General features: G+C 63.2%; 24 protein-coding genes. 11 read left to right on the forward strand and 13 right to left on the reverse strand.

Annotated features, from left to right (window positions below):
- Positions 1 to 53 precede the first annotated feature (53 nt).
- The 4 genes from M5C71_RS24655 to M5C71_RS24670 are packed head-to-tail and all read left to right on the forward strand — an operon-like array spanning position 54 to position 3,948.
- Complete coding sequence (locus tag M5C71_RS24655) at positions 54 to 821, forward strand: SDR family NAD(P)-dependent oxidoreductase (RefSeq protein ID WP_248768919.1); 768 nt, start codon at positions 54 to 56, stop codon at positions 819 to 821.
- Between the two features lie 11 nt (positions 822 to 832).
- Entirely contained in the window at positions 833 to 2,023 is a 1,191-nt protein-coding gene (locus tag M5C71_RS24660) for an acetyl-CoA C-acyltransferase (RefSeq protein WP_248768920.1), read from the forward strand.
- Positions 2,024 to 2,031: 8 nt separating this feature from the next.
- Entirely contained in the window at positions 2,032 to 3,159 is a 1,128-nt protein-coding gene (locus tag M5C71_RS24665) for an acyl-CoA dehydrogenase (protein WP_248768921.1), read from the forward strand.
- Positions 3,160 to 3,174: 15 nt separating this feature from the next.
- Entirely contained in the window at positions 3,175 to 3,948 is a 774-nt protein-coding gene (locus tag M5C71_RS24670) for an enoyl-CoA hydratase (protein WP_248746988.1), read from the forward strand.
- 76 nt (positions 3,949 to 4,024) lie between these two features.
- Here the strand turns inward: M5C71_RS24670 and M5C71_RS24675 are convergent, their stop codons facing one another.
- Both M5C71_RS24675 and M5C71_RS24680 read right to left on the reverse strand, forming a co-directional pair.
- Entirely contained in the window at positions 4,025 to 5,176 is a 1,152-nt protein-coding gene (locus M5C71_RS24675) for an acyl-CoA dehydrogenase family protein (protein WP_103494773.1), read from the reverse strand.
- 3 nt (positions 5,177 to 5,179) lie between these two features.
- Positions 5,180 to 6,286, reverse strand: coding sequence for an enoyl-CoA hydratase/isomerase family protein (locus M5C71_RS24680; RefSeq protein WP_103494774.1), 1,107 nt, complete (start codon positions 6,284 to 6,286; stop codon positions 5,180 to 5,182).
- A 278-nt stretch (positions 6,287 to 6,564) separates the two neighbouring features.
- Between M5C71_RS24680 and M5C71_RS24685 the strand changes: the two genes are divergently transcribed.
- The 4 genes from M5C71_RS24685 (at position 6,565) to M5C71_RS24700 (ending at position 10,809) form a co-directional block, all read left to right on the forward strand.
- Positions 6,565 to 7,044: an Lrp/AsnC family transcriptional regulator gene (locus M5C71_RS24685; RefSeq protein WP_103494775.1), complete on the forward strand. Its 480-nt coding sequence runs from the start codon at positions 6,565 to 6,567 to the stop codon at positions 7,042 to 7,044.
- 256 nt (positions 7,045 to 7,300) lie between these two features.
- Positions 7,301 to 8,584 (forward strand): hypothetical protein, encoded by a 1,284-nt coding sequence (locus M5C71_RS24690; protein WP_248768922.1) that lies wholly within the window; start codon positions 7,301 to 7,303, stop codon positions 8,582 to 8,584.
- A gap of 111 nt (positions 8,585 to 8,695) precedes the next feature.
- Positions 8,696 to 9,199, forward strand: coding sequence for a hypothetical protein (locus tag M5C71_RS24695; RefSeq protein ID WP_103495338.1), 504 nt, complete (start codon positions 8,696 to 8,698; stop codon positions 9,197 to 9,199).
- A gap of 98 nt (positions 9,200 to 9,297) precedes the next feature.
- The gene (locus M5C71_RS24700) at positions 9,298 to 10,809 is read left to right on the forward strand and encodes a tyrosinase family protein (RefSeq protein WP_103495337.1); all 1,512 of its coding nucleotides are present in this window, start codon (positions 9,298 to 9,300) and stop codon (positions 10,807 to 10,809) included.
- Between the two features lie 41 nt (positions 10,810 to 10,850).
- Here the strand turns inward: M5C71_RS24700 and M5C71_RS24705 are convergent, their stop codons facing one another.
- The 10 genes from M5C71_RS24705 to M5C71_RS24750 form a co-directional block, all read right to left on the reverse strand.
- Positions 10,851 to 12,806, reverse strand: coding sequence for an acetoacetate--CoA ligase (locus tag M5C71_RS24705; RefSeq protein WP_103495336.1), 1,956 nt, complete (start codon positions 12,804 to 12,806; stop codon positions 10,851 to 10,853).
- Positions 12,807 to 12,969: 163 nt separating this feature from the next.
- Positions 12,970 to 13,740, reverse strand: coding sequence for a 3-hydroxybutyrate dehydrogenase (gene hbdH, locus M5C71_RS24710; RefSeq protein ID WP_103495335.1), 771 nt, complete (start codon positions 13,738 to 13,740; stop codon positions 12,970 to 12,972).
- Positions 13,741 to 13,750: 10 nt separating this feature from the next.
- On the reverse strand, positions 13,751 to 15,142 hold the full coding sequence (locus tag M5C71_RS24715; protein WP_248746995.1) for a GntP family permease: 1,392 nt from the start codon (positions 15,140 to 15,142) through the stop codon (positions 13,751 to 13,753).
- Positions 15,143 to 15,440: 298 nt separating this feature from the next.
- Entirely contained in the window at positions 15,441 to 16,856 is a 1,416-nt protein-coding gene (locus M5C71_RS24720; RefSeq protein ID WP_103495333.1) for a sigma 54-interacting transcriptional regulator, read from the reverse strand.
- Positions 16,857 to 16,891: 35 nt separating this feature from the next.
- Positions 16,892 to 18,472 carry an ABC transporter ATP-binding protein gene (locus tag M5C71_RS24725; RefSeq protein WP_248768923.1) on the reverse strand — a complete coding sequence of 527 codons (1,581 nt, stop codon included), beginning with the start codon at positions 18,470 to 18,472 and terminating at the stop codon, positions 16,892 to 16,894.
- A 14-nt stretch (positions 18,473 to 18,486) separates the two neighbouring features.
- Positions 18,487 to 19,509, reverse strand: a complete 1,023-nt coding sequence (locus M5C71_RS24730) for an ABC transporter permease (protein WP_248746998.1) — start codon at positions 19,507 to 19,509, stop codon at positions 18,487 to 18,489.
- A complete protein-coding gene (locus tag M5C71_RS24735) occupies positions 19,509 to 20,576 on the reverse strand; it encodes a microcin C ABC transporter permease YejB (protein WP_248746999.1) in 1,068 nt (355 codons plus the stop codon). The genes M5C71_RS24730 and M5C71_RS24735 overlap by 1 nt, the downstream gene beginning before the upstream one ends.
- Positions 20,576 to 22,441, reverse strand: a complete 1,866-nt coding sequence (locus tag M5C71_RS24740) for an extracellular solute-binding protein (RefSeq protein WP_103495330.1) — start codon at positions 22,439 to 22,441, stop codon at positions 20,576 to 20,578. Before M5C71_RS24740 ends, M5C71_RS24735 begins: the two co-directional genes overlap by 1 nt.
- An 87-nt stretch (positions 22,442 to 22,528) precedes the next feature.
- A complete protein-coding gene (locus tag M5C71_RS33770) occupies positions 22,529 to 22,810 on the reverse strand; it encodes a peptidylprolyl isomerase (RefSeq protein WP_100939307.1) in 282 nt (93 codons plus the stop codon).
- A gap of 127 nt (positions 22,811 to 22,937) precedes the next feature.
- Positions 22,938 to 24,029 carry a 3-deoxy-7-phosphoheptulonate synthase gene (locus M5C71_RS24750; RefSeq protein ID WP_248768924.1) on the reverse strand — a complete coding sequence of 364 codons (1,092 nt, stop codon included), beginning with the start codon at positions 24,027 to 24,029 and terminating at the stop codon, positions 22,938 to 22,940.
- 629 nt (positions 24,030 to 24,658) lie between these two features.
- Here M5C71_RS24750 and M5C71_RS24755 point away from each other — a divergent pair.
- Both M5C71_RS24755 and M5C71_RS24760 read left to right on the forward strand, forming a co-directional pair.
- Positions 24,659 to 25,417 (forward strand): carbon-nitrogen hydrolase family protein, encoded by a 759-nt coding sequence (locus tag M5C71_RS24755; RefSeq protein WP_248768925.1) that lies wholly within the window; start codon positions 24,659 to 24,661, stop codon positions 25,415 to 25,417.
- Positions 25,414 to 25,872: a GNAT family N-acetyltransferase gene (locus M5C71_RS24760; RefSeq protein WP_248768926.1), complete on the forward strand. Its 459-nt coding sequence runs from the start codon at positions 25,414 to 25,416 to the stop codon at positions 25,870 to 25,872. Before M5C71_RS24755 ends, M5C71_RS24760 begins: the two co-directional genes overlap by 4 nt.
- A 67-nt stretch (positions 25,873 to 25,939) precedes the next feature.
- On the opposite strand, the gene M5C71_RS24765 is transcribed toward M5C71_RS24760, so the two are convergent.
- Complete coding sequence (locus M5C71_RS24765) at positions 25,940 to 26,161, reverse strand: DNA-binding protein (RefSeq protein ID WP_103495327.1); 222 nt, start codon at positions 26,159 to 26,161, stop codon at positions 25,940 to 25,942.
- 81 nt (positions 26,162 to 26,242) lie between these two features.
- Between M5C71_RS24765 and M5C71_RS24770 the strand changes: the two genes are divergently transcribed.
- On the forward strand, positions 26,243 to 26,608 hold the full coding sequence (locus tag M5C71_RS24770; RefSeq protein ID WP_103495340.1) for a helix-turn-helix transcriptional regulator: 366 nt from the start codon (positions 26,243 to 26,245) through the stop codon (positions 26,606 to 26,608).
- The last annotated feature ends 145 nt before the right edge of the window (positions 26,609 to 26,753 follow it).

The raw sequence follows: 26,753 nt of genomic DNA on the forward strand, positions 1-26,753 counted from the left end.
CAAGCCGGCTCCCACAGGAGAGCTTATTTACGGTTTTAACGAAGGACACTGCAATGGACATTCAAGACAAGGCTTTCATGGTCAGCGGCGGGGCTTCCGGCCTCGGTGCGGCCACCGCTGAAATGCTGGTGGCCGCCGGCGCCAGGGTGATGCTGGTGGACCTCAATGCCGAGGCCGTCGCCGCCCAGGCAAAAAAGCTCGGCGCGCAAGCCCGTAGCGTGGTCGCGGACATCACCCAGGAAGCCCAGACCCAGGCGGCGGTGCAGGCTGCGGTCGAGGCTTTCGGCGGCTTGCATGGCCTGGTCAACTGCGCCGGTATCGTGCGCGGCGAGAAGATCCTCGGCAAGAACGGCCCGCACCTGCTGGAAAGCTTCAGCCAGGTGATCAATGTCAACCTGATCGGCAGCTTCAACCTGCTGCGCCTGGCTGCCGCGGCCATTGCCGAAACCGAGGCGAATGCCGACGGCGAGCGCGGGGTGATCATCAATACTGCCTCCGCCGCCGCCTATGACGGCCAGATCGGTCAAGCCGCCTACGCCGCGTCCAAGGGCGCCATTGTCAGCCTGACCCTGCCGGCGGCCCGTGAACTGGCACGTTTCGGCATCCGCGTCATGACCATCGCCCCAGGCATTTTCGAAACCCCGATGATGGCCGGCATGACCCCGGAAGTCCGCGCTTCGCTCGCGGCCGGCGTGCCGTTCCCGCCGCGCCTGGGCAAGCCCGGCGAGTACGCCGCACTGGTACGGCATATCATTGAAAACAGCATGCTCAATGGCGAGGTGATCCGTCTCGACGGTGCCTTGCGCATGGCCGCGAAATAGGAGAAACGATCATGACCAGCAACGATCCCATTGTTATCGTCAGTGCCGTACGCACCCCCATGGGCGGCTTCCAGGGCGACCTGAAAAGCCTCAGCGCGCCGCAACTGGGCGCCGCCGCGATCCGTGCCGCCGTCGAGCGCGCGGAACTGGCGTCGGACGAAGTCGAGCACGTGCTGTTCGGCTGCGTGCTGTCCGCCGGTCTCGGCCAGGCTCCGGCTCGCCAGGCGGCCCTCGGCGCCGGGCTGGACAAGTCGACCCGCTGCACCACCCTGAACAAGATGTGCGGTTCCGGCATGGAGGCGACCATCCTCGCCCACGACATGCTGGTGGCCGGCAGCGCCGAGGTGGTGGTGGCCGGCGGCATGGAAAGCATGTCCAACGCGCCGTACCTGCTGGACCGTGCCCGTAGCGGCTACCGCATGGGCCACGGCCAGGTGCTCGACCATATGTTCCTCGACGGCCTGGAAGATGCCTACGACAAGGGTCGCCTGATGGGCACCTTCGCCGAGGACTGCGCCGAGACCCACGGTTTCAGCCGTGAAACCCAGGACGCCTTTGCCGTGGCCTCACTGACCCGTGCGCAAGCCGCGATCAGCGAGGGCCGTTTCCGCGCGGAAATCGTGCCGCTGACGGTTACCGTGGGCAAGGAGCAGCGGCTGATCAGCGACGACGAACAGCCGCCCAAGGCCAAGCTGGACAAGATCGCCAGCCTGAAGCCGGCGTTCCGTCCGGGCGGTACGGTCACGGCGGCGAACTCCAGTTCGATTTCCGACGGCGCGGCGGCGTTGGTGCTGATGCGTCAGTCCGAAGCGCAGAAACGGGGTCTCACGCCCTTGGCTGTGATTCGCGGGCATGCGGCGTTCGCCGATACCCCCGGGCTGTTCCCGGTGGCACCAGTAGGCGCCATTCAGAAGTTGATGAAAAAAACCGGCTGGTCCCTGGATCAGGTCGATCGCTTTGAAATCAACGAAGCCTTCGCCGTGGTCACCCTGGTGACCATGCAGAAGCTGGAACTGCACCACGACAAGGTCAACGTCCACGGCGGCGCCTGTGCCCTGGGCCATCCGATCGGTGCGTCCGGCGCGCGGATTCTGGTGAGCCTGCTCTCGGCCCTGCGCCAGAGCGGCCTGAAGCGCGGGGTCGCGGCCATTTGCATCGGCGGCGGTGAAGCCACGGCCATGGCCGTCGAGTGCCTGTACTAGGAGTTCCCATGCTACCCACCGATGAACAACAACAGATCGCCGAAGCGGCCCGGGATTTTTCCCAGGAGCGCCTGAAACCCTTCGCCGCCGAATGGGACCGCGAGCACCGCTTTCCGAAGGACGCCATCGGCGAAATGGCCGGGTTGGGCTTTTTCGGCATGCTGGTCCCGGAGCAGTGGGGCGGCTGCGACACCGGCTACCTGGCCTATGCCATGGCCCTGGAAGAAATCGCCGCCGGCGACGGTGCCTGCTCGACCATCATGAGCGTGCACAATTCGGTCGGCTGCGTGCCGATCCTCAAGTTCGGCACCGAGGAACAGAAAGCCCGTTTCCTGCCACCACTGGCCAGCGGTGCCATGCTCGGTGCCTTCGCCCTGACCGAGCCGCAAGCGGGCTCCGATGCCAGCGGCCTGAAGACCCGTGCCAGGCTTGAAGGCGACCATTACGTGCTCAACGGCTGCAAGCAGTTCATCACCTCCGGGCAGAACGCCGGGGTGGTTATTGTCTTTGCCGTGACCGATCCGGCCGCGGGCAAGCGTGGTATCAGTGCCTTTATCGTGCCCACCGACTCGCCGGGCTATATCGTCGCCCGGGTCGAGGACAAGCTCGGCCAGCATGCCTCCGACACCTGCCAGATCCTTTTCGAAGACGTGAAGGTGCCCGTGGCCAACCGCTTGGGCGAGGAGGGCGAGGGTTACCGTATCGCCCTGGCCAACCTGGAAGGTGGCCGGGTCGGTATCGCCGCGCAATCGGTGGGCATGGCCCGGGCTGCCTTCGAGGCCGCCCGCGACTATGCCCGCGAGCGGGAAAGCTTCGGCAAGGCGCTGATCGAGCACCAGGCCGTGGCGTTCCGCCTGGCTGACATGGCCACCCAGATCGCCGTGGCCCGGCAGATGGTGCATTACGCCGCCGCCCTGCGTGACAGTGGCAAGCCGGCGCTGGTGGAGGCCTCCATGGCCAAGCTGTTCGCGTCGGAAATGGCCGAGAAGGTCTGCTCCCAAGCCTTGCAAACCCTGGGGGGCTATGGCTATTTGAGCGACTTCCCGTTGGAGCGGATCTACCGCGACGTGCGGGTCTGCCAGATTTACGAAGGCACCAGTGACATTCAGCGCATGGTCATTTCGCGCAACCTGTGATCAAGGAATCTATCGATGAGTTATGAAACCATTCTGCTGGACATCAAGGACCGTGTCGGCCTGATTACCCTGAACCGCCCCCAGGCGCTCAACGCCCTGAACGCGCAGATCGTCAGCGAGCTGAACCAGGCGCTGGACACCCTGGAAGCCGATCCGAACATCGGTTGCATCGTCCTGACCGGCTCGAAAAAAGCCTTTGCGGCGGGTGCCGATATCAAGGAAATGGCCGAGCTGACCTACCCGCAGATCTACCTCGACGACCTGTTCAGCGACAGCGACCGGGTGGCCAACCGGCGCAAGCCGATTATCGCCGCGGTGTCCGGTTTTGCCCTGGGCGGCGGTTGCGAGCTGGCCCTGATGTGCGACTTTATCCTGGCCGCTGACAACGCCAAGTTCGGCCAGCCGGAAATCAACCTCGGCGTGCTGCCGGGCATGGGCGGTACCCAGCGCCTGACCCGCGCGGTGGGCAAGGCCAAGGCCATGGACATGTGCCTGACCGGGCGCTTTATCGATGCGGTGGAAGCCGAGCGTTGCGGGATCGTGGCGCGGATCGTGCCGACCGATGAACTGCTTGAGGAAGCGCTGAAGGTCGCGGCACTGATTGCCAGCAAATCGGTGCCGATCAGCATGATGGTCAAGGAAAGCGTCAACCGCGCCTTCGAGGTCAGCCTGTCGGAAGGTGTGCGTTTCGAGCGCCGGGTATTCCACGCGGCGTTCGCCACCCAGGATCAGAAGGAAGGCATGGCGGCGTTTATCGCCAAGCGTGAGGCGCAGTTCAAGGACAGTTGAGTCGCAGGATGATTGGGTAGGGTGGGTGAGTGTGGCGAGCGGGCTTGCCCGCTCGCCATAAGGCCGTGCTCTGCAGTTACACCAGGTAGTGCTTCAGTTCCCGCGCGATCAGCATCCGCTGAATCTCGCTCGATCCTTCATAGATCTGCGTGATCCGCGCATCGCGGTAATAGCGCTCCACCGGATAATCTTCCAGGTAGCCATAGCCACCATGAATCTGCATGGCCGAGGAGCAGACCTTCTCGGCCATTTCCGAGGCAAACAGCTTGGCCTGTGAAGCCTCCGACAAACACGGCCGCCCGGCACTGCGCAGGCGCGCCGCGTGCAGGATCAGCAGGCGTGAGGCATTGATCCGGGTGTGCATGTCGGCCAGCAGGTTGGCGATGCTCTGGTGCTCGATAATCGGCTTGTCGAACTGCACCCGTTCCCGGGCATAGGCCAGCGCCGCTTCGAACGCTGCCCGGGCGATGCCCAGTGCCTGGGCGGCGATACCGATACGACCGCCTTCCAGGTTCGACAGGGCAATGGCCAGGCCCTTGCCGCGTTCGCCCAGCAGGTTGGCTTCAGGCACGCGGCATTGGTTGAGGGTCACCGCGCAGGTATCGGAGGCGCGGATGCCCATCTTGTGTTCGGTACGGTCGACGATAAAACCCGGCGTATCGGTGGGCACCAGAAACGCTGAAAGGCCCTTCTTGCCCAACTCAGGATCAGTGACGGCAAATACAATCGCCAGCTCGGCGCGCTTGCCGTTGCTGACAAACTGCTTGGCGCCATTGATCACCCACTCGCCGTCCTTCAGTTCGGCCCGGGTCCGCAGGTTGTGGGCCTCGGAGCCGGCCTGGGGTTCGGTGAGGCAGAAGCAGCCGATGGCCTGGCCGGTGGCGAGGCGTTCCAGCCAGGTTTCTTTCTGGGCCTGGCTGCCGTAGTTGAGGACCGGCCCGCAGCCGACCGAGTTGTGAATGCTCATCAGGGCGCCGGTGGCACCGTCACCGGCGGAAATTTCTTCCACGGCCAGGGCGTAGGCCACGTAGTCGACATAGGTGCCGCCCCATTCCTCGGGCACCACCATGCCCAGCAGGCCCAACTCGCCCATCTTGGCGACCAGGCCGTCATCGATCCAGCCGGCCTTTTCCCAGGCCTGGGCATGGGGCGCGATCTCGCCGCGGGCGAAGTCCCGGGCCATGTCGCGGATCATCACTTGTTCTTCGCTCAGTTCGATATCGTGCATGCTTCAGTTCCCGCTCGTGTCGAGGCCATGGAAAAAGCTGGCGACCTGTTCGGCATCCAGTTCGCGCAAGGTCGGTGGGTTCCAGCGCGGGGACTTGTCCTTGTCGATCAGCAGGGCGCGCACGCCTTCCATCAGGTCGCCACGGTCGAACCACTGGCGATCCAGGTGCAGTTCCAGGGCGAAACAGTCCTCCAGGCTCAGGTGGCGGCCACGGCGGAGCATTTCCAGGGTGACGGCCATGGCCAGGGGCGAGCGGCTCTCCAGCAGGTCGGCGGTTTCCCGAGCCCATTCATGGCTGTCGGCGACGGTCACTTCGCGCAGTTGCTCAACCATGCTCGGGACATCCGGCAGGGCGAAGAAGTGGTCGATGGCCGGGCGCAACGCGTCGAGCGGCGCATCGGGCAGGGTTTGCACGGCGAGTTTGGCCAGCAGGCCCTGGAGGTCCTTGAGCGGTGTTTCGTGCCACTGCAAGCGGTCGAGGCGTTCGTCCAGTTGGGCCAGTTTGTCGCTGGTCAGGTACCAGTCGGCCAGGTCGCAGTAGAGGGCGTCGGCGGCGCGGATCTGTACGCCGGCGACCCCCAGGTAGATGCCCAGTTCGCCGGGAATGCGCGGCAGGAAATGACTGCCGCCGACATCCGGGAAATAGCCGATGGCGACTTCCGGCATGGCCAGGCGACTGCGCTCGGTGACCACCCGCAGGTCGGCGCCTTGTACCAGGCCCATGCCGCCACCGAGGACAAAGCCGTCCATCAGCGCCAGCACCGGTTTGCGGTAGCGGTGGATCGCCAGGTCCAGGGCGTACTCCTCGACGAAGAAATCTTCGTGCAGGCGCCCGCCGCTCTGGTAGCTGTCATACAGCGAACGGATATCGCCACCGGCGCAGAAGGCCCGCTCACCGGCACCGCGCAAGACCACCGCGTTCACCTCGGGGTCGTGGGCCCAGGCGTCGAGCTGCTGCTGCAGGGCGCGGATCATGTCCAGGGTCAGGGCGTTGAGGCCGGCGGGGCGGTTGAGGGTCAGGTGACCGATATGGTTGCGCACGTCGGCCAGGACATCGGCGCCGGTGGTGTCGAGGTCCGGGGTGGCGGAGGATGAAACCCGAGCAGTCATTGCTAACTCCCTGCTTTTATTGTCTTTTTTGATGTGTTCGGCGGGCGAACGATACCCGATCGTAGCAGTGCAAATTTGCCGTGTACAACCCGAATATTCGCAGGTCGAATCTGCGTTTTTGCCTGGATCGATTCGGTGTGCAGATGCCGCCCCTAGACCTTAGTCGTGCCTGGGCTTCAACGCGAACAAGGCCGTACAATGCGCGGATGCAGGACCCCGCGCAAAGCAGACGACTGCAAGCGTTTCTCTCTGACCGTTTGAAGTGAGGCAAGCCATTTATGGCGGATGTTCGTGACCTGTCGATCATTCTGGATCGTATCGACCAGGCAATTATCGAGGTGCTGCGCCACGATGGGCGTATCACCTACCAGAAGCTCTCCGAACGTGTGCACCTGACCCCCCGACCTTGCCTGGAACGGGTGCGCAAGCTGGAGCAGTTGGGTGTGATCCGCGGCTATGGGGCGATTATCGACGAGAAGAAACTCTCGGCGGGGTTGTCGCTGCTGGTGCTGGTGGCGTTGTCGAACCAGAGCGGGCGGGCGGCGCAGAAGGCCTTCGAGGCCAAGACCCGAGACTGCCCTCAGGTGCTGGAGTGTCACTTGATCAGCGGTGCGTTCGACTACAGCCTGCGCATGCGTTGCCGCGACATGGAGCATTATCGGGTCCTGACGGAAACCTGGCTGGAAGACCCGGAGCTGCATATCGACAAATTGGTCAGTCATCCCGAGTTGGCCATGGTCAAGACTTCGATGGAATAGCGGGTGGTGCCTGGCGGGGGATTGCGTCGAAAAACCTGTCGATCAACCGTCATCTGCCAACCCTGTTCTTGGCCTGAAAGTGTTTCGGATGCCCGGGGGAATGAAAAAGGGCTGCAAAGTCAGTGTTCTGGCTCGGAAAAGCGGTAGAACTGTCATTTCTGACAGTTGTGGGGCGCGGCGATGAACGATTGAATAGCCGGCAGCCCCACCTGCCGGCACGGTATGGAAGGGCGCCACTCCCAGGGAGGACCCGCTCATGATACTGGAGGAACTGCGAGGCTATCGACTTGGCCCGGCGGGCGAAGCGGATTCGACGTTTGGGCAGTCGGGTACGGTCAGGTTGCAGTTCCCCGGTTGTCTGTCGAGCCTGGCCAATGACGTAGTGGCCTGTGCCGATGGCAAGGTCCTGGTGGCACTCAAAGTGGGTTTTGCCGACGGTTGCCGTTTTGGTCTGGCCCGCCTGCATGAGGATGGTGCGCCGGACGCTTCCTTCGGTGACGGCGGTTTTGTCTGCGGTAGCTTCCAAGCCGGTATCGAGGCCATGGCCAGTAGCGTGCAGTTGCTCGCCGATGGACGCATCCTGCTGTTCGGCCTGCACTACCTGGACGACGAGCATACCTTGCCGGGCGTGGTGCGGTTTGACGCCGATGGACGCCTGGATCCGACCTTCGGCGACCAGGGCGTGAAAGTGCTGCGCTTGCCCGGCGGCCTCGCCGAGGGCCCGCGGGACGGCTGGTTACCACCCGGGCTGCCGGGCGTCGAGGCCTGCGCGGGCGTGGTGCAGGAGGACGGCAAGATCCTGCTGATCGCCAACCACACCTACACCTTCGCCGACTATGTCGGATTATTGATCCGTCTTCAGCCCGACGGCACCCTGGACCCGGCGTTCAACGGGCGGGGGTTTGTCGTGGTGCGGCATTTGTTGATGAACTCCTGGCTGAGCTGCGTCCGGGTCCAGGCCGACGGCAAGATCCTGGTGGGTGGCTCGGTGGGCTTTCCCCAGTTGGGACTGATGGTGCGCTACGAGGCCGACGGTCGTCTCGATCATGACTTTGGCGACCTGGGGTTTCTCTCGTTCGGCTTTGCCGGGGCCAGCTCCCTGGTAACAAACCTGGCGGCTGGCAATGAAGGGCGACTGCTCTGTGTCGGCAACCGTTTCAATCCCATGCGCGGTGCCTTGCAGGGGTTCAGCGCCCACGGCGGCATGGACTCCGGTTTTAATGATGCGGATGCGGCGATGCTTGAGCTCGATACCCCGGGCAGTCTTTGGGCCGACCTCGTGGTCCAGGCCGACGGATCGATTCTGGTGGCGGGCTCGACGCTGATGGGCTTTGGCTCGGACTTTGTACTGGCGCGTTACCTGGCCGACGGCCAACTGGACCGGGACTTCGCCGGTGGGCGCGGCTGGGTGCGTACGAGCCTGGGCCACAGCCTGGACACTGTCACCAGCCTGGCGGTGCAGGACGATGGGCGGATCCTGGTGGCCGGCCATTCGTTGTTCGGCAGTTTCAGGGCAGTGGTGTTGCGTTACCGGGGCTGATGGGCCTGCACGGGCACACGACCGTTGGGCTGCCAGATCGTTGCGCGGGCATGGGGGTGCCATAGTAAAGAGCAGCGGATGTAAAAAAACGCTCTGTTTTGGAAGGTGGGTATGTGGCGTTTCAGCCTGTTGTTTGGCGTGATCCTCGCGTTGTCTTCTACGGCTTGGGCGGACGATATGCTCTATGATGTTGTGCAGCCGGTCGAACTCGGCGTCGGAAGGACGCAGGTCGAATTGCAGGCATCGATGCCCACTGATCAAGGGTTGGCGTCCTGGATGGGGCGAGGGCCGTTGGTCCTGGCCTTGTCCGGTATCTGGGCGGCCGAGGCGCCGGCGGTCGCCTATCATCTCTACCTTGATTTGCCGCGGGACAGCATTCCCGGCGTTGATGATCCCGGCTACCTGGGGGGGCTGAATTTTTACGACACCCCCGACCGCTACGTGGCCGAGAATCCCAAACGGCTCAGCTTTCTGCTCGACCAGGCGCTGGTCCGCTTGCGCGATGCCGGGCGGTTGACGCAGCCGCCTACCTTGACCTTCATTCCTGTGCGCCCCGAAGAGCCGGGCTATTCGCCGCGGGTCGAGCATATTTCGATCATCATGACATCTGACTGATGTAAAGGTTCCCACTTTTCTGGAGGAAAACCCCTTCGCTGCTACTCTGAGCGTGCTGTTGATTGTGGAGATCAATTCGTACGGCTCAAGGAGTGAATATGACTGTCAGTCGAAGGAAGGTGCTGAAAGCAGGGCTGGTGGGCGGTGGGATGGCGATGCTGCCGTTCGGTCTTATGAAAAACGCCTGGGCGGCCCCAGGCAAGACCCTGGTGCGTTACAACGTGCTGTCCCAGGAAGGGCAGAAGATGTTGGCGATTTATGCCGATGCCGTGAAGAAGATGATGGCCAAGGATCCCAGGGATCCGCTGTCCTGGACCTTCCAGTGGTACACCCATGCCATGCCCGGCGATCGACCCAAGGCGGAGACCATCGAGAAGATGTACGGCCCCGGTAGCAGTCCGAACAAGGAGTTGGCGAAGGCCATGTGGTGGACCTGCGAGCCCCACGCCAGCAAGGGTGTCAATTCCAATGCCTTTCTGCCGTGGCACCGTATGTATGTGTTGTATTTCGAGCAGATTATCCGCGCTGTTTCGGGCCGGCCCGATTTCACACTGCCGTACTGGGACTATACCGGTCCCTACAGCGCCAGCGGCAACAACTACAGTGTCATGCCCAAGCAGTTTCTGCTGGAGAAGGACCCCGTCTGGGGGCCCCTGTATCGTCCCGATCGCAACCCAGGGTCGAATGCGGGTAAACCCGTGGTCGATGCGGGTAACCCGCTCGACTTGTCCTGCATGAAATGGCCCAACTATGCTGACAAGGGTACGGTGGCGGGGTTCTGTTCCAACATCAATGGCAACCCCCACGGCGCCCTGCATGGCGATGTCGGCAATCAGAAAGGCATGGGCCAGGTCCCTTGGGCGGCGAACGATCCGATTTTCTGGCTGCACCATGCCAATATCGACCGTATCTGGGCCAGTTGGAACAAGAGCGGCGGAAAGAACCCCAATGACAGTGCCTTCCTGAACGAGACCTGGGTCTTTGCCGATGGGGCGGGCAAGGGCATCAAGGTCAAGGTGTCGGAAGTGCTCGACACGACGACCCTGGCCTATCCCTACGTTTATGCGGAGTATGCCGAGCGTCCCAAGGGCAGCCTGCCGTTTCCCTCCGCTCAGAAAAACTTCCAGCTGCGTGCCGAGAGTGTCGCACCTGGCGCCACGGCCAAGGCGATCGCCTTGGGTGGAAAGGCCACCAGCGTGGCCTTGCAGGTGCCCGTCGCCGTCAATGCGCTCAAGCAATCCTTTGGTGCGCAGCTCAAGGCGCTGCCTTCCAACAGTGTCTACGCCTTGTCGTTCGATGCCATCGACGCGAACGGAGAGCCAGGCAACAACTACCTGGTCTATCTGGGGTTGCCGGCCGGGGCCGCGCCGACACCGGAGTATCTGGTGGGCGGCATCAGTATGTTCGGGGTGGGTATGCAGGGCATGCATGGCGGGCATCATGCCTCCTCCACGCGTGTGAGCTTCCTGGTCGGCGAGCGCATACACGGGCTGCTCGCCGCAGGGGGACTGGAGGCCGCGCCCACGGTGACCCTGGTGCCCATCGGTGAGCCAAATCCGGGCACCGAGCCGACGATTGGCAGCATCACATTGCAGTCCCTGGCGGTCTAGCACGTTGGCAGGAGCCGGTCAGCCGGCTCCTGTCGTATGCGTCAGGACTGGAGCTCCGTCCTATCTCTGAACTGCTCCAGCGCCTCGGGATTGGCCAGGGCGTCGGTGTTTTTCACCGCCAACCCGTGCACTACGTTACGCACCGCCAGTTCCACGATCTTGCCGCTGAGGGTGCGCGGAATGTCCGTGACCGCGAGGATCTTCGCCGGCACATGCCGGGGCGTGGTGTTGGCGCGGATCACCTGGCGGATCTGTTGCTCCAGGGCCTCGTCCAGTTCGACGCCCTCGCGCAGACGGACGAACAGCACCACCCGCACATCGCTCTGCCATTGCTGGCCTATGGCGATGCTCTCCAGCACCGGTTCAACCTTTTCCACCTGCCGATAGATTTCCGCCGTGCCGATGCGCACGCCGCCGGGGTTGAGCACGGCGTCGGAGCGACCATGGATCACCATCCCGCCGTCGGCGAATTCTTCGGCATAGTCGCCCTGGGCCCAGACTCCGGGAAACTGGCTGAAATAGGAGGCCTTGAGCTTCTCGCCCTGGGGGTCGTTCCACAAACCCACCGGTATGGCCGGAAAGTGCCGGGTGCAGACCAGCTCGCCTTTGGCATCGAGCACCGGCTGGCCGTTGTCGTCCCAGACCTCCACCGCCATGCCCAGGCTCTTGCTCTGCATCCGGCCACGCACCACGGGCAGTGTCGGGTTTCCGCTGACGAAGCAGGAAACGATATCGGTGCCGCCGGACATGGAGGACAGGCAGAGCTCCTCCTTGATCTGGCGATAGACGTAGTCGTAGCTGCGCAGCGACAACGGTGAGCCGGTGCACAGCAGGGTTTTCAAACTGTCCAGCCGATGGCTCTGGCGTGGTACGAGCCCGGCGTCCTCCAGGGCGGCGAGGTATTTGGGGCTGGTGCCGAAGGCACTGATGCCTTCGCTGTCGATCAGGTCCAGCAGGCGTTGCGGGCGGGGGTGGAACGGCGAGCCGTCGTAGAGCACCAGGGTGGCGCCGACCGCGAGGCCCGAGACCAGCCAGTTCCACATCATCCAGCCACAGGTGGTGTAGTAGAACAGGCAGTCGTCACGGCCCAGGTCGACATGCAGGCCGTGCTCCTTGAGGTGTTGCAGCAAAACCCCGCCGGTGCTGTGAACGATGCACTTGGGCACCCCGGTGGTGCCGCTGGAATAGAGGATGTAGAGCGGATGAGCAAACGGCACGGGAGTGAATTCGGGATCGCCGCCGGCCTGGTAGAAGTTGTTCCATAGCGCCACGTTGGCCTGGGTGCGGAAGTCTTCGGCGCGCGCTTCGGGACGGGCGTAAGGGACGATCACCAGTTGCTGCAAGCCGGGCAGGCGTTCGAGGATTTCGTTGAGCTTGGCGGTCTGGTCGATCAGCTTGCCGGCATAACGATAGCCGGCGCAGGTGATCAGCACCTTGGGTTCGATCTGGCCGAAGCGGTCGATCACGCCCTGGGTGCCGAAGTCCGGCGAGGAGCAGGACCAGATCGCCCCGAGGCTGGTGGTGGCGAGCATGCCCACCAGGGTTTGCCAGGTGTTGGGCATGCAGGCGGCGACCCGGTCGCCGAGGCCGACACCGGCGGCCCGCAGGCTTTTTTGCAAACCCGCGACCTGGGCGGCGAGTTCGCCGTGGGTCAGGGTCTCCCGACGTCCGTCTTCGCTGACGGCGACCACGGCCAGGTGTTCGTCGCGGCGGCGCAGCAGGTGTTCGGCGAAGTTCAGGGTGGCCCCGGGGAACCACTGGGCGCTGGGCATCTGCGGGCCTTCGTGCAGTACCGCGCTGGCCGGGCTGTGGAATTCGACGTCGAAGAAGTCGACGATGGCCTGCCAGAAGTCCTCCCGGCGCTCGATGCTGAAGCGGTGCAGGGCGGGGTAGTCGTCCAGTTGCAGGTCGTGGCGATGATTGACGAAGCGCCGGAACGCTTCGATCCGGGTCTTGCTGACACGCTCGGCGTCGGGGCGCCAGAGGACTTCGGCCATGGTCTTTACCTTGTTTTTTTCGAACCGGTCTTTGGCAGCGCACGATCATTGTGGGAGCTGAGCTTGCTCGCGAAGGGGGCCGCGAGAACGCCAAAAGCTTCGCGGGCAAGCCCTGCTCCTACAGGTGTGGTGGTGTTTTCGAGAGCGGGTGTCAGGCAATCAACTATTGTGCCAACCAGCCACCATCGATATTCCACGCCGCGCCGCGCACCTGGCTACCGGCCTCGCTGCACAGGAACAGCACCAGCTCGCCCAGGTGCGCCGGGGTGACAAACTCCAGCGACGGCTGTTTCTCCGCCAGCAGATCGTGTTGCGCCTGTTGCGGATCGACCCCGCCGGCGGCACGGTCGTCGATCTGTTTCTGCACCAGCGGGGTGAGCACCCAGCCCGGGCAGATGGCATTGCAGGTGACATTACTCGTGGCGGTTTCCAGGCCCACCACCTTGGTCAGGCCGATCACCCCGTGCTTGGCCGCGACATAGGCGGCCTTGCCCACGGAACCGACCTGCCCATGCACCGAGGCGATATTGACGATCCGCCCCCAGCCCTTGGCGCGCATCCCCGGCAGCGCCAGGCGTGTACTGTGGAACACCGACGACAGGTTGATGGCGATAATCGCATCCCAGCGCTCCACCGGGAACTCTTCCACGGTGGCGACATGCTGGATGCCGGCATTGTTGACCAGGATATCCACCCCGCCGAACTCGCGCTCGGCGTAGGCGAACATCTCGGCGATCTGCGCCGGGTCGCTGACATCGGCCGGGTGATGGCCGACCCGGCCACCAAACTGCTGGACCTCGGCGATGACCGCGCCGGCATCACCGAAGCCGTTGAGCACTACGTCAGCCCCGGCCCGGGCCAGGCCCAGGGCGATACCCAGGCCGATACCGCTGGTGGAGCCGGTGACCAGGGCGGTTTTACCTTTGAGACTCATAGTCGATTCCTCACACGATGCCGGTGGCATAGAAGGTGGCGATCACCACGAAGACCGCCACGGTCTTGATCAGGGTAATGCAGAAAATATCTTTATAGGCTTCCCGGTGGGTCAGCCCGGTGACGGCCAGCAGGGTGATCACCGCGCCGTTATGGGGCAGGGTGTCCATGCCGCCGCTGGCCATGGCCGCGACCCGGTGCAGGACTTCCAGCGGGATATTCGCGGCATGGGCGGCGCTGATAAAACTGTCGGACATCGCCGCCAGGGCGATGCTCATGCCGCCGGAAGCCGAGCCGGTGATCCCGGCCAGCAGGGTGACGGTAATGGCTTCGTTGACCAGTGGATTGGGAATGCTCTTGAGCCAGTCGGCCAGCACCAGGAAACCCGGCAGCGAGGCGATGACCGCGCCGAAACCGTATTCCGAGGCGGTGTTCATCGCCGCCAGCAGGGCACCGCTCACCGCGCTTTTACTGCCTTCGGCGAGCTTGCCGCGAATGGTCCGGAAGCCGAAGATCAAGACCATGATGATGCCCACCAACAGAGCGGCCTGCACCGCCCAGATGGCGGTGATCTTGGCGATATCGGTCTGTACCGGCGTGGCCATGCCCGCCAGGCTGAGGGTGTGGGTCTTGCCGTACCAGAGCGGAATCCACTGGGTGAACAGCAGGTTCATGATGCCCACCAGCAACAGTGGCGAGAGGGCGATCCAGGGGTTGGGTAGGCGGATGTCCTCGGCGGTTTCCGGCTCATTGCGCAGTTCGGTGCCGTAGCCTTCGCCGGCGCGCTGGGCCTTGTTGCGCTGGCGTTGGAGGAACAGCATGCCGGCGCAGAACACGAAGATCGTGCCGATCAGCCCCAGCCAGGGCGCGGCCCAGGCAGTGGTATTGAAGAAGGTGCTGGGAATGATGTTCTGGATCTGTGGCGTGCCGGGCAGGGCATCCATGGTGAAGGAGAACGCGCCGAGGGCAATGGTCGCCGGCATCAGGCGCTTGGGGATATTGCTCTGGCGGAACATCTCGGCGGCGAAGGGGTAGACCGCGAACACCACCACGAACAGCGAGACGCCGCCGTAGGTGAGCAGGGCGCAGACCAGCACGATCACCAGCATCGCCTGGCGGGTGCCGAACAGGCGGATGGCGGCGGCGACGATGGAGCGCGAGAAACCGGACAGCTCGATCAGCTTGCCGAATACGGCACCAAGCAGGAAGACCGGGAAGTAGAGTTTGACGAAACCGACCATCTTTTCCATGAACACCCCGGTAAAGGCGGGGGCGACGGCGGAAGGGTCGGTGAGCAGGACGGCGCCGAGGGCGGCGATGGGGGCAAACAGGATGACGCTGTAGCCACGGTAGGCGGCCAGCATCAGTAATGCCAGCGCCGCGAGGGCGATGATCACACTCATGGTGTGTCTCCAAATTGTTATTTTTGTAGGTTAGGTCTGAATCTCCTGTGGGGTCTGCGAGTTTTGTGCCATTTATTCAAGTGATTGAAATATATGGTTTTTTTAGTGAGGTTGGTGAGCGAGGGGGATTTTTGTCTCTGTAGTGAGACGTTGGCGTGTTCGAAGGCCTCTTCGCTGGCAAGCCAGGCTCCCACAGGACAGCGTCGAACACCCCTCTGAGGTACAACAAAATACTGTAGGAGCTTGGCTTGCCAGCGATAGAGTGCAGGGCACTCTCGCTAATGAGATGGATATCTCTCTATTGAGACTCGACAATCCCCAACGCCACCATCTTCTTGTACAGCGTCGACCGCCCCAGCCCCAATCGCTTTGCCGCCTCCACGACCTTTCCGGCACACTGCGCCAACGTCGCTTCAATCAATTGCCGATCAAAACGCTCCCGGGCCGCGCTGAACGTCTCGTTGCCCAGCGGCTCCATGGTCCGCTCCGGCGGCCGTTCCAACGGTTTGAACGTACCAATCGCCCCACGAATATCCGCCGCACTCAACACCTGTGCATCACTCAACAGCGCCGCCCGTTCCAGCACATTGCGCAACTCGCGGACATTCCCCGGCCAGGCGTGCCGGCCCAGCAACTCCAAGGCCTCGGCCGCCAGTTCATGGTGGCTGCGCAGCTCTTCGAGAATCGCTTCGCTCAACGCCGGCAAATCTTCCAGACGCTCACGCAAAGGCGGTACCTGAATCGGCAGGACATTGAGCCGGTAATACAAGTCCGCGCGAAACTCGCCGCGCTGGATAGCCGCCTCAAGGTCGGTGGACGTAGCGGCGATCACCCGCACATCGCTGCGCAGCACCTCGTTGGAACCCACCGGCTCGAACTCCTTCTCCTGCAACACCCGCAACAACTTGCTTTGCAGGGGCAGCGGCATATCGCCGATCTCATCGAGAAACAGCGTGCCGCCCTGGGCGATCTGCAGCTTGCCGGGACGGCCCTTGCGATCCGCGCCGGTAAAGGCCCCTGGCGCGGTGCCAAAGAACTCGGCCTCCAGCAAGGTCTCCGGAATCGCCGCGCTGTTGATGCTGACAAAGGCCTTGTGCGCCCGTGGCGAAGCACTGTGGATGGCCTGGGCGAGCAGTTCCTTGCCGGTGCCGGTTTCCCCCAGCAGCAGGACCGGTGAGTCGCTGCTGGCGCCACGCCGGGCCCGGCGCTTGACCTCCAGGCTCGCGGCGCTGGTGCCGATAAAATGGGCGAAGTTGTATTTGGTCTGCCGCGAGCGCAGCAGCGAGCGCGTTGACGCCAGTTCGGCCTGCATGCCCTGGTAGCGCTTGAGCACGGGCGACAGGCTATGCAGCTCGTCGAACAGGGCGAAGCCGATGGCGCCGATCACCGTCCCGGCGGCATCGTGGATCGGCAGGCGCATGACCACCAGGGGTTCCTTGGGAGTGTCTTGCAGATCCAGCAGGATCGGCTGTCCGGTGCGCACCACCTCACGCAGCAGGCTGCTCGGAATCACACTCTCGCAGGCGCGGCCGATGGCTTCGCTGGCATTGGCCAGGCCGAAACGCCGGGCATAACGCTCGTTCATCCAGACGATGTTGGCATCGCGGTCGACGATCACCGTGCCTTCGCTGGATTGCTCGATGATTTCGAACAGCGAACGAATCGCGAGCAGGCGAACCTGCTGGTAGTCCTTGAGGCTTTCGGTGTCGGTCATGGCAGGTGCGTCCATTGCCGGCGGGCGGCGATCGATCAGGTCGGGGTCAGCAGCGTAGCGGCGAGCAGTTCTCGAGTATAGGGATGCTGCGGCGCATCGAATACCGCGCAGGTGGCGCCGTGTTCGACCACCTGGCCGTCCTTGATCACGATCAGGTCGTGGGCCAGGGCGCGCACCACCGACAGGTCATGGCTGATAAACAGGTAGGTCAGGCCGTGTTTTTCCTGGAGATCGCGGAGCAGGGCGACCACCTGTTTCTGCACCGTGCGGTCCAGCGCCGAGGTCGGTTCGTCCAGCAGGATCAGCGCCGGCTTGAGCACCAGGGCGCGGGCAATGGCGATGCGCTGGCGCTGGCCACCGGAAAACTCATGGGGGTAGCGGTGACGGCTTTGCGGATCGAGGCCGACTTCTTCCAGCGCACGGATCACCAGGGCGTCGCATTCAGCGGGGGTGTTGGCGCAGTGCACCTCCAGGCCCTCGCTGATGATCTGCGCCACCGACATGCGTGGGCTGAGGCTGCCGAACGGATCCTGGAAGACCACCTGCATCTGTTTGCGCCAGGGCCGCAGTTGCTTCTGGTTCAGGCCGTCGAGGGCCGTGCCCTGGAAACGGATGCTGCCCTTGGAATCCAGCAGACGCAGGATCGCCTGGCCGAGGGTCGACTTGCCGGAGCCGGACTCGCCGACAATGCCCAGGGTCTTGCCGCGCTGCACACTGAGACTGATGCCGTCCACCGCCTGCAGGTATTCCTTGCGTCGGAACAGTCCGCCGCCGACCTGGAAGCGCACGCGCATGCCCTCGGCCTGCAACACCACCTCGTTGTCGTCCAGCGGTAGTGGCTGGCCCGCCGGCTCGGCGTCCAGCAGCACGCGGCTGTAGGGATGCGCGGGGTGGTTGAACAGGGTTTCGCAGTCCGCCTGTTCGACAATTTCCCCGGCCTTCATCACGCAGACCCGCTGGGCGATGCTGCGCACCAGGTTGAGGTCGTGGCTGATCAGCAGCAGCGACATGCCCAGGCGCTGTTGCAGGGATTTGAGCAGCAGCAGGATCTTGCGCTGCACCGTCACGTCGAGGGCGGTGGTCGGTTCGTCGGCGATCAGCAGCTCCGGCTCGCAGGCCAGGGCCATGGCAATCATCACCCGCTGGCGTTGGCCGCCGGAGAGTTGATGGGGATAGGCCTTGAGACGTTCCCGGGGTTTCTGGATGCCCACCAGTTCCAGCAGTTCGAGAATCCGTGCCTGGGCCGCCTTGCCGCCCATGCCCTTGTGCAGCAGCAGGGTTTCGCCGATCTGCTTTTCCACGCTGTGCAACGGGTTGAGGGAGGTCATCGGCTCCTGGAAGATCATCGCGATGCGGTCGCCACGGATGCTGCGCAAGGTGCCATCATCGGCCCCCAGCAGTTCCTGGCCGCGATAACGCACGCTGCCGTCGGCCTGGCAGCCGCTGCGTGGCAGCAGTTGCAGGATCGAGTGCGCGGTGACCGATTTGCCCGAGCCGGACTCGCCCACCAGGGCCAGGCATTCGCCGGCGCGGATATCCAGGCACAGGTTGCGCACCGCCGGCTGGCCGTTGAAGGCAACATTGAGCTGGCGGATTTCAATCAGGTTGTCGGTCATCGCGGGCGCCTGGTTCATGAGCGGGGGTCGAAGGCATCGCGTAGCGCCTCGCCGATAAACACCAGCAGCGAGAGGATCAGCGCCAGGGTGAAGAAGGCGGTGAAACCGAGCCAGGGTGCTTGCAGGTTCTGTTTGCCCTGGCCGATCAATTCGCCCAGGGAGGCGCTGCCGGCAGGCATGCCGAAGCCGAGGAAATCCAGGGCCGTCAGGGTCGAAATCGCCCCGGTGAGGATAAACGGCAGGTAGCTCAGGGTGGCGTTCATGGCATTGGGCAGGATATGCCGCAGGATGATCTTGCGGTCGGTCAGGCCCAGGGCCCGGGCGGCCTTGACGTATTCCAGGTTGCGCCCACGGAGGAATTCGGCACGCACCACGTCCACCAGGGCCAGCCAGGAAAACAGCGCCATGATGCCGAGCAACCACCAGAAATTCGGTTCGACGAAGCCGGACAGGATGATCAGCAGGTACAGCACCGGCAGGCCCGACCAGACTTCCAGCAGACGCTGGCCGAGCAAGTCGATCCAGCCGCCGTAGTAGCCCTGCAGGGCGCCGGCGGCAATACCGATCAGGGCGCTGACGGCGGTCAGGGCAAGGGCGAAGAGAATCGACACCCGGGCACCGAAGATCACCCGCGCGAGCACGTCCCGGGCCTGGTCGTCGGTGCCTAGCCAGTTCACCGTGGTGGGTGGGCTGGGGGCCGGTTTGTTGAGGTCATAGTTGGGCGTGTCGGCACTGAAGGGGATCGGCGGGAACAGCATCCAGCCGCCATCCTTGGTGATCAGCTGGCGTACGTAGTCGCTGCGATAGTCGGCCTGGAAGGGCAGCTGGCCGCCGAATTCCTGTTCGGTGTGGCGCTTGAACACCGGGAAATACAGTGAACCCTGGTAGTTGAGCACCAGCGGCTTGTCGTTGGCGATCAGCTCGCCCCCCAGGCTCAGGACGAACAGCGCGGCGAACAGCCACAGCGACCACCAGCCCCGGCGATTGGCCTTGAAGCGGTCGAGCCGACGCCGGCTCACGGGCGAGAGTCTGAACATCAGGCGTTCCTCGCGGCGAAGTCGATACGCGGGTCGACCAGGGTGTAGCAGAGGTCGCCGACCAGTTTTATCAGCAGGCCGAACAGGGTGAAGATAAACAGCGAACCGAACACCACCGGATAGTCCCGCGACACCGCCGCTTCGTAGCTCATGCGGCCGAGGCCGTCGAGGGAGAAAATCACCTCGATCAGCAAGGAGCCGGCGAAGAACACGCTGATAAAGGCCTGGGGAATACCCGAGACCACCAGCAACATCGCGTTGCGGAACACATGGCCGTAGAGCACCCGGCGTTCGCTCAGGCCCTTGGCCCGAGCCGTGACCACGTACTGGCGGGTGATCTCATTGAGAAAGGAGTTCTTGGTCAGGATGGTCAGGGTGGCGAAGCCGCCGATCACCAGCGAAGTGACCGGCAACACCAGGTGCCAGAAGTAGTCGGCGACCTTGCCCAGGGTCGACAGCTGGTCGAAGTTTTCCGATACCAGTCCACGCACCGGGAACCAGTTCAGCGAGGTGCCGCCGGCGAAGGCGACGATCAACAGCATGGCGAACAGGAACGCCGGCATGGCGTAGCCGATGACGATGGCGGTGCTGCTCCAGACATCGAAGCGGCTGCCGTGGCGGGTCGCCTTGCGGATGCCCAGGGGAATCGACACCAGGTAGGTGATCAGCGTGGCCCAGAGCCCCAGGGAAATGGTCACCGGCATTTTTTCCAGGATCAGGTCGGTGACCTGGGCGCCGCGAAAGAAGCTCTTGCCGAAGTCCAGGCTGGCGTAGTGCTTGAGCATCAGCCAGAAGCGCTCGGGGGCCGGTTTGTCGAAACCGTACTGGCGCTCGATATCGGCGATCAGCTTGGGGTCCAGGCCACGGCTGGCCCGCGAGGCGCTTTGCACCGCATCGCCGCCACCGCCGAGGGCGCCGGCACCCGCGCCGCCGATGCCCTGCAAGCGGGCGATGGCCTGTTCCACCGGGCCGCCGGGCGCGGCCTGGACGATGACGAAGTTGACCAGCAGGATCATCATCAGCGTCGGAATGATCAGCAGCAAGCGCCGCAGGGTGTACGCCAGCATCAGTGCTGTCCTCCGGAACTGCCGCGCTTGATCAGCTCGGCGGTCATCTGTTCGTTGGTCAGCGGGGTCGTGCTGACTTCCCACCAGGTTTCCACGGCAGGGTCATTGCTGGCCTGCTCCTTGGGGTAACCGAAACGGTTCCACCAGACCGTCGAGGTGCCCGGCGGGTAATAGTTGGGAATCCAGTAGTAGTTCCATTGCAGCACCCGGTCCAGGGCATGGGCGTAGCTGAGCATCTGCGCCTGGGTATCGGCCTTGATCAGGCCGTTGATCAAGGTGTCCACGGCCGGGTTCTTCAGGGCCATGAAGTTGCTCGAGCCGGGGTCGTTGGCCGCCGCGGAGCCGAAGTAGTTGTACAGCTCGATGCCCGGCGAGGTGGTGACCGGGTAGCCGCTGACGATCATGTCGTAGTCGCGGGCCTTGAGGCGGTTGACGTACTGCGAGGCGTCGATGCGGCGGATATCCATGCGGATGCCGATCTGCGCCAGGTTGCGTTTATATGGCAACAGCAATCGCTCGATACCGTTCTGCGCGTTGAGAAAGGTGAAGGTCAGCGGTTCGCCCTGGGCGTTGACCAGGCGGTCGCCGTCGGGTTTCCAGCCGGCCTGTTCCAGCAGGGCCAGGGCCTTTAGCTGTTTGTCCCGCAGATTGCCGCTGGCGTCGGTTTTCGGCGCTTCGAAGACCTGGGTGAAGACTTCGTCGGGAATCTGTCCGCGCAGCGGTTCGAGGATCGCCAGTTCCGCCTTGTCGGGCAACTGCCGCGCGGCCAGGGCGGTGTTGGAGAAGAAGCTCTGCTGGCGGATGTACATGTTGCGCATCATCTGCCGGTTGCTCCACTCGAAGTCCCAGAGCATGGCCAGGGCTTCGCGCACGCGGCGGTCCTGGAACATCGGCTTTTGCAGGTTGAACAGATAGCCCTGCGCGGATTGCGGCGCTTCCTGGGCCAGGTGGGCCTTTTGCAGGCGGCCGTCGGTGAGGGCCGGGCTGTCGTAGCCGATGGAATAGCCGGTGGCGGAAAACTCGCGATTGTAGTCATAGGCGCCGCCGCGCAGGACCTGGCGGGCGACGTCGGTGTCGCCGAAGTATTCGAGGGTGAAGCGGTCGAAGTTGTAGAGGCCGCGGCTGACCGGCAGGTCCTTGCCCCACCAGTCGGGATTGCGCTCGAAGGTGATGCTGCGCCCGGAGTCGATCTTGCTCACCTTGTAGGGGCCGCTGCCCAGGGGGGCTTCGTAGCCGCCGCCGTCGGCGAAGTCGCGGGTTTTCCACCAGTGTTCCGGCAGCACCGGCAGGCTGGCGATATCCAGTGGCAGCGAGCGGTTGTCGTTGTTCTTGAAGTCGAAGCGGACCTGGGTCGGTGACTCGACCTCGACGTCTTTCACCGCTTCGAACTGCATGCGGTAGCTGAGGCTGCCCTGGGTCATCAGCAGGTTGTAGGTGTAGCGCACGTCTTCGGCGGTGATCGGCGTGCCGTCGGCGAAACGGGCCTTGGGGTTCAGGTAGAAGCGCAGGGACAGGCCGTCATCGCTGCGCTGCATTTTTTCCGCCACCAGGCCATAGACGGTGTAGGGCTCGTCGAGGGAGCGCACGGCCAATGGCGAGTAGATCCAGCCGTCGACCTGGGTGACGCCGGTGCCTTTGTCGACATAGGGCAGGATATGGTCGTACTGGCCGATCTCGATGGCCGAGCGGCGCAGGCTGCCGCCTTTGGGCGCGCGGGGGTTGGCATAGTTGAAATGGCTGAAGCCGGCGGGGTATTTGGCCGGTTCGCCGTAGACGGTCAGCGCGTGCTGTGGCGGGGCGGCGTTGGCGGACAAGCCGGGAAGCAGGGTCAGGGCGGTGAGTAGCAGGGATAGGGCCAGTCGCATCTTCAGCCTTAGAAGCCGGTTCGGAGTATCAGCAGGAACATGCACCATGGCGAGGGGGCAAGCCCCTCGCCACAGGAGCGGGCAGGATCAGTCCTGACGACTGGTCACTTCCAGCAGGTGGTAACCGAACTGGGTTTTCACCGGGCCTTGCACGGTATTGACCGGGGCGCTGAAGACCACGGTGTCGAACTCCTTGACCATCTGGCCCGGGCCGAACGAGCCCAGGTTGCCGCCGTCGCGGCTGGACGGGCAGGTGGAGTTCGCTTTGGCGATCTCGGCGAAATCGGCGCCGCCTTCGATCTGGGCCTTGAGTTCGTTGCACTTGGCTTCGCTGGCAACCAGGATGTGACGGGCAGTGGCTTTGGCCATGGGGTGATGCTCCTTTCTAGAAAGTGTCGAGATTACCGGAATCAGGCCGGATTTTCCTGGCAAAAGTTCCCGGCAGCGCGGAGTGTCGGACCTGTGGCGAGCGGGCAGGCCTGCTCGCCACAAGGTTTCAGGCGCCGACAACCTCCGCCACCTGCTGCTCACGCAACTTCCCGGCCGCCCCGAGCAGCAACGCTTCGGTCGCTTCCCAACCCAGGCAGCCATCGGTGATCGAAACGCCATAGCGCAGGTTCGGGCTCAGTGCCTGGCAGCCTTCGAACAAATGACTCTCAATCATCATCCCGACCAGCGAACGATCGCCCCGCAAACGCTGCTCCAGCACATCGGCGAACACCGCCGGCTGGCGCAGCGGGTCCTTGCCGCTGTTGGCGTGGCTGCAATCGACCATGATCCGCGGCGCAATCGACTGCTTGGCCAGGCCGGCCCGTACCTGCGCCACACTATGGGCGTCGTAGTTCGGCCCGCGATGGCCGCCACGCAGCACCAAGTGCGTGTCCGGGTTGCCCGCCGTCTGGATGATCGCCGGGTGGCCCTGGCTGTCGACGCCGAAATGCCGATGGGCATGGGCCGCCGAACGCATCGCATCCGCCGCGATCCCGACACTGCCATCGGTGCCATTCTTGAACCCCACCGGCATCGCCAGGCCGCTGGCCATTTCCCGGTGGATCTGCGACTCCGTGGTCCGCGCGCCAATGGCGACCCAGCTCAGCAGGTCATCGACATAACCGGCGGCCATGGGTTGCAGCAGTTCGGTGGCAATCGGCAGGCCCAGGCGCAGTATCTCGCGCATCAGTTCACGGGACAGCGCCAGGCCGCCGGCCATGTCATCGCTGCCATCCAGGTGCGGGTCGTAGGCCAGGCCTTTCCAGCCCACCGTGGTCCGGGGTTTCTCGATGTAGGCGCGCATCACCAGGAGCATCTGGTCGCTGACCTCGCTCGCCAGGTCGGCCAGTCGGCCGGCGTATTCCAGGGCCGATTGCGGATCATGGATCGAGCAGGGGCCGACGATCACCAGCAGGCGTGGGTCTTCACCGTTGAGGATGGCGCGCACGGTGCGGCGGTGGCGCTCGACCTGTTCGCCGAGGCTGGCATTGAGGGGCAGATGCTGCTTGAGTTGCAACGCGCTGGGCAGGCGTTGGGTCAACGGCTCGTTGGCCGATGGCAGGACGGAGGACGGCAGGGCGCAGAGAGAAGAATTCATGTTCGGGCTTCCTGGGCTGGCGGCGGGTGCTTCCCGCGCGCCGCCCTACTGGGGTGTTCGACAATCAGCCGGACTGGCTGTGAGTGTGTGCGTGCCACCTGTGCGTGACCGTTCGGAGGCGGCGTGCTGTCCCGAGCGGAGGTTGCTAAATCGCCAGGCGCCGGTGATGTCGTAGCGGTAATAGGTGGAGTCGTTCATGTCGGTATTCCTTGATTTAAAAAGTCGGTTGCAAAATGTGGGAGCCTGAAAAAACAAAACCCCCGGTCGGGAGGCCGACCGGGGGTTGAGAATTCTCTGGTAGGCGACCCCTGTATTCAGTGGGCGCCGGTTGGGTATCAGGCGCGCCAGTGGCTAAACCAATACCCAAAATAAAAGCTTGCGCGGGTGCCGACCGTGCTCATCCGGGCAGCCGAAACCGAGCGCGAGGCGCTGGCGGTGTGGCGATGGGCGGATTGAGTCAGGTGCATGGTGCAACTCCGTGTGAATGTCGCCGAGCTTACTAGAGCGGTATCGCCCTGTTCAATCAGAAAATTCTATGGGAACCCGAGAGCAGGCTCTATCGCTTAAATGTGACAGGTCTTTATGACACACTCGACGGATATTTCCGATCTGATTGTCAGGACTGAATCATGAGCGTGTTTACCCTTGCCGCCGCCCAAGCCGTTTCGATTGCCGGAGATCTGCAGGCCAATATCGCTCGACACCTGGTGTTCATGCGCCAGGCCGCGGAGCGTGGCGTGGCGTTTCTGCTGTTCCCCGAATTATCGTTGACCGGCTATGAACGCGGCCTCGCGGCCGAGTTGGCGATTACCCCGGACGACCCGGTACTGACACCGTTGCGCGAGCTGGCCCGAGAGCTGAAGCTGGTGACCGTAGTAGGCATGCCGATACGCCTGTTCGCCGGCGGCCCGGTGCTGATCGGGGCACTGACATTCGGTGCCGACGGTTCCTTGCAGGTCTACAGCAAGCAACATCTACACGATGGTGAAGAAGTCGCATTTACCCCTGGAAGCGGCGGTGAGCTGTTGACAATCGTCGATGAGCGTATTGCTCTGGCGGTTTGTGCTGACTTTTCCCACGCTAGTCATCCGCTACAGGCCGCGCAATCTGAGGCTAACCTTTACGCTGCCAGTGTGTTGATCACTGAGAACGGTTATGGACCCGATACTGCTTTATTGCAGGGCTATGCCCGGGACCACGGCATGGCGGTGTTGATGGCCAACCATGGCGGTATGACGGGCGGCTGGCAGTCGGCGGGGCGGAGCGCGCTCTGGGCGGCTGGCGGGCAGCGGGTGGTGGTGACAGAGGGGGAAGGGGATGTGTTGGTGATCGGACGACGTGTCGCCGGCCAATGGTCCGGGGAGGTGGTGTCGGTGACGGGCTTGTGAGCGGGCACTGGCGTTTTCGCCCGGCCTTGGGCGCGGACCTGGCATTCGCCCGGGAGCTCACGCGCCAGAACATGATGGCTTACTACTGTGAGTACAATCTGCTTTGGTTGGACGAGGCCTTTGACCAGGCCTGGGCCGGGCGCCAGAACGAGCTGTTGTGTGATGGCGAGCAGGTGCTGGGTTTTGTCAGCTTCAGTCGCGATGCCCGAGCGTTGTACATCCGTGAGTTACAGCTGATCGAGGCGGGCCGAGGCCAGGGCCTGGGCGGTTGGCTGATCGGGCAGGCACGGGAAATCGCCTTCAGAGAGGGGCGTCGTGAGTTACGCCTGACTGTCTTCAAGAGCAACCCGGCCCAGCGCCTGTATTTACGTCAGGGCTTGGCTGTAGTCGGTGAGGACGAGTGCTTTTTGCGCATGAGTCTTGCCGCTTTAAAAACTGCGTCTGGCAATAACTGACAATACTTTGAGAATTGTCCTATAAATCGCTACACGAAGTGCATACTGGGCCTCATAAAGCCGGGAATTACTCACTCGACTTATCGGTGTCGGATGGGATGATTCCATCCTTCATGCCCAATAGGACCGCGACCTTATGGGCTTCCCCACGCCGTCCCTTTTTTCGCCCAGCGAGCACTTGATAGGTGGTTGCCGGGTCGACGCCATGCTCGCGCGCAAACTCCTGAACCGATTTTCCTTGGTGTTCCAGCCAAGCCTTGGCTTGTGCGGCAGTGCGAATACCGGGCATAGTTCAAAACCGTTCAAATGTGTTTAATGCTTGTTGAGTATATCACCCCTAAGGGTGTTTAAAATGGGATCTTACATCCAAATGAGTGGAATTGGTTCGCGATTGCGGCAAGAGAGAGAGCGGCTGGGTTTGTCGCAGAAGGCTTTTGGTGAAATCGGAGGCGTTGAGGCCAACGCACAGGGCAAATACGAAAGCGGTGATCGCGCACCGAAGGCCGACTATTTGTCCCGTGTGGCCGCACGGGGCGTCGATGTGCTTTACGTCCTGACTGGTCAACCGACACCGATGCAACTGGACAATCTCAGCCAGGTAGAAGAAAAAGTATTGGGCAACTATCGGGTGCTGCAAAAGGAAGATCAGGACGCGATCCATCGACTGACCACTACCTTGGCTGAAACCGCCGGGCCTTATGGGCCAAACGGCCGTGCAGGCTCCAGTGACTCCTGAGTCATTTCATTCCTGACGAAACGCGCTTGCCGTCCGGCAAGCGCTTATAGCGCGTTGATACTCTTATGTGACGCTTGTAACTAGGTCAGGCCCGTGGTTTTTTGCTAAGGTGGTCAATAACCTGATAAGACCAAATTCGTGAGGT

Origin of the sequence: Pseudomonas sp. MWU12-2345, from assembly GCF_023242385.1 — a bacterium.
GTDB classification, from domain to species: domain Bacteria; phylum Pseudomonadota; class Gammaproteobacteria; order Pseudomonadales; family Pseudomonadaceae; genus Aquipseudomonas; species Aquipseudomonas gingeri_D.